Source organism: Streptomyces sp. NPDC059455 (genome assembly GCF_042750115.1).
GTDB lineage: Bacteria > Actinomycetota > Actinomycetes > Streptomycetales > Streptomycetaceae > Streptomyces > Streptomyces endocoffeicus.
Window position 1 is genome coordinate 1 of record NZ_JBHYVB010000427.1, and the last position, 3,347, is coordinate 3,347.

A 3,347-nucleotide genomic window follows, 5' to 3' on the forward strand; every position below is an offset into this window, starting at 1 on the left:
GAAAACACCGTCTGCACGAGCTCGTTGACATTCTTCACGGGAATGTCAACGACCCTCACGACTCTCCGTTACCACCGAATGTGAGACAGGGCCGTCTATTGGACACTCCCGGTAGTGGGCGGACTGTGCCCGCGCAGTGGAACAACAGAACTGCCCGAAGGCTTCGGCATGGCTAACCTGGCGATCGGTGCCCGTGGCGCGGACACAGCGCGAGTTGTTCTGCCGGAACTACCAGTGGAGCGGAATGTCCGATCTGCCTGTGGACGATGAGCTATGGTGCCGACGCTACCGCCCATCCCGCACGGCCACGGCCCGCCTGGTGTGCCTCCCGCACGCGGGTGGCTCGGCAACGTTCTATCTGCCCTTCGTATCGGCTCTCAGCCCCGACGTCGACGTCGTCGCCATCCAGTACCCCGGGCGGCAGGACCGCCGTGCGGAGCAGCCATTGACGGACGTGGATGCGCTGGCGGACCGGATCCACGAAGCCCTCCTTCGGCAACCACCGCTTCCGGTCACGTTCTTCGGACACAGCCTCGGCGCCCTCATCGGCTTCGAGACCATTCGTCGGCTCGAGGCCGGCGGCAGTCCGGTGGCGCATCTGTTCGCATCCAGCCGGGGCGCCCCGTCCATGCACCGTGGTGAGAGTGTCCATCTGCGAGACGACGAGGGCATCCTGTCCGTCGTGCACTATCTGAACGGCACCGCTGCGAATGTCCTCGGCAACCAGGAAATGATGCGTGCGGCTCTGCCGTCCCTGCGTGCCGACTATCAGGCAGCCGATACCTACAGATGTGCTCCGGAAGTCACCATCGGCTGCCCTGTCACAGTCCTGACCGGCGACGCCGACCCGCAGACAACGGTTTCCGAGGCCCGCGCGTGGGAGCGGCAGACCACCAGTGCCTGTACTTTCCATGCATTTTCCGGCGGGCACTTCTACATCTCGGAACAGACGGACAGCGTGATCGCATTGCTCAAGGATCACTTCGCGGAAACGGCAGACGACAACCGTCTGCCCACAGCCCGCCCTTGAAGACTCCGAAACCGACAATCCGGTTCGGCCCCGGTCATATCGAGGACCCCTGTCCGGCATATGCGGAGTGGCGTGCCCAGCGGCCTACCTGAAGCGACGACTACCATCCGACGTTCAACAGGTTCGACAGGGGGAGCACGTGGACCGCGCGTTCGTGGAAGCCGTTGAATCGCCGGAAGCTGCGCCCGAAGACGTAGAGTCGCTGTCGGTGCCTGAATTCTACCGGGCGGCGGTGCTGCTCAAGGACGAGCAACACATGTTCGACGGAGTTCGGGTGGCAAACCGGAACCCCGCCAAGTCGCTTCATCTGGCGGAAGTGCCCACGCCGATGCCGGGTCCTGGCGAAGTCCTGGTGGCGGCCATGGCCAGCTCCGTGAATTACAACACGGTCTGGAGCGCGATCTTCGAGCCCGTCCCCACCTTCGCGTTCCTGGAGCGGTACGCGCGCACCGGGGGGCTCGCGACCCGGCACGATCAGCCCTACCACGTCGTGGGGTCCGACCTCTCCGGGATCGTGCTGAGGACCGGGCCCGGGGTCCGACACTGGCGCCCGGGGCAGCGGGTGGTGGCCCACTGCCTCAGCGTCGAACTGGAGGACCCCGCAGGGCACGACGACTCGATGCTCGACCCCCAGCAGCGGATCTGGGGATTCGAGACCAATTTCGGCGGGCTTGCCGAACTCGCCCTGGTCAAGGCGAATCAGCTGATGCCCAAGCCCCCGCACCTGACGTGGGAGGAGGCTGCCGTGTCCGGTCTGGTCAACTCGACCGCGTACCGGCAGTTGGTCTCCCGCAACGGGGCGAACATGCGGCAGGGGGACAACGTGCTGATCTGGGGCGCGGCAAGCGGTCTCGGTTCGTACGCCACCCAATACGCGCTCGCAGGAGGGGCGTTCCCGATCTGCGTGGTGTCGAGCCCGCGGAAGGTCGAGATCTGCCGGGAGATGGGCGCGGAGGCGATCATCGACCGCAGTGCGGAGGACTACCGCTTCTGGTCCGGGGAAGAAGGCGGCCAGAATCCCCGCGAATGGCGACGGTTCGGCCAGCGGGTCAGGGAACTGACGGGCGGCGAGGATGTGGACATCGTCTTCGAGCACCCGGGGCGCGACACCTTCGGCGCCTCCGTCTACGTCGCCAGGCGCGGGGGCACGATCGTCACCTGCGCGTCGACGACCGGCTATCTCCACGAGTTCGACAACAGGTATCTGTGGATGCACGTCAAGCGCATCATCGGATCGCACTTCGCCAACTACTACGAGGCATGGCGGGCGAACCGGCTGATCATGCGGGGCCGGATCCATCCGTCGCTCTCTCAGACGTACCCGCTGGAGCAGGTGGGCCTGGCCGCCGAGGTCGTACACGGGAACCGACACCTGGGCAAGGTGGGCGTGCTCTGCCTCGCGGACAAGGAGGGCATGGGGGTGGACGCGCCGGAGTTCCGGACCCGCCACGAGGCCCAGATCAACCGCTTCCGCAAGCGACCGGGGTCCACGGACGCAGCCGGCTGACCGGTACAGAAGTCGCAGGCACAGGCACAGGCACAGGCACAGCACAGGCCCTGGACCGCGGCCGGCCGACGCTGCTCATGGCGCCGGCCACGACAACGGCCGTCCCGCCCCGATGTGAACCCGCTGAACTCCCCGGTCCCGAGCCGCGGACCGGCACTGAGGCTCGGGCGGCGCGCATCGCGACGCCGCGGAGATCCGAAGGACAGACCCTTAGTAGAAGGCTCGTGAAGATCTTGGGGTGGGGTTGTCCGGCCGTGGGCCGGGCAGCCCAACCTCTCACCACACGACTTCAACTGACGCGTTCTCGGCACACCACAACAACGACCAGATTGCCCCTAAGTTACCGGTATGACTCTGTTGGTGATGTTGTCGGGGTCATGCGGTAGTTGTCGGTGGGCTGGCACAGTGGCAGGGAGGCTGTTCCAGGGGGTGGGCTGCGATGTCGTTGCGACCGAGGAGCTATCAGCGGATCCCGGCGAGGACAGTGCGGACGGCGCGGGCCGCGTGTCCGAAGGGCACACCGGCGATGCTGGTCCGGGATCGGTTGGACGTACTGTTCGGGGACGAGGAGTTCGCCTCGCTGTATCCAACCGACGGCCGTCCGGGGCTGTCACCGGGGCAGTTGGCGCTGGTGTCGGTGCTGCAGTTCGCCGAGAACCTCTCTGACCGGCAGGCCGCCGACGCGGTCCGCACCCGCATCGACTGGAAATATGCCCTCTTGCGACACGAAGTCGCATGTGTTGAGTGGAAGTCACCAAGGAGGTTTGACATCTGTCGAAGGTGAATGTCCCGGGCCAGTGCACATGGCCC

The 3,347-nt window shown here is 65.9% G+C and carries 2 protein-coding genes and 1 pseudogene; all 3 read left to right on the top strand.

The annotated features are described in order from the left end of the window. Positions 1–244 precede the first annotated feature (244 nt). Positions 245–1,030, top strand: coding sequence for a thioesterase II family protein (locus tag ACFXB5_RS53150; protein WP_385223203.1), 786 nt, complete (start codon positions 245–247; stop codon positions 1,028–1,030). A gap of 154 nt (positions 1,031–1,184) precedes the next feature. Continuing rightward, positions 1,185–2,537: a crotonyl-CoA carboxylase/reductase gene (gene ccrA / locus ACFXB5_RS53155; protein ID WP_385223205.1), complete on the top strand. Its 1,353-nt coding sequence runs from the start codon at positions 1,185–1,187 to the stop codon at positions 2,535–2,537. A 439-nt stretch (positions 2,538–2,976) separates the two neighbouring features. After that, positions 2,977–3,255 (top strand): annotated as a pseudogene (locus ACFXB5_RS53160) (transposase); the annotation flags it as partial. Positions 3,256–3,347 lie beyond the last annotated feature (92 nt).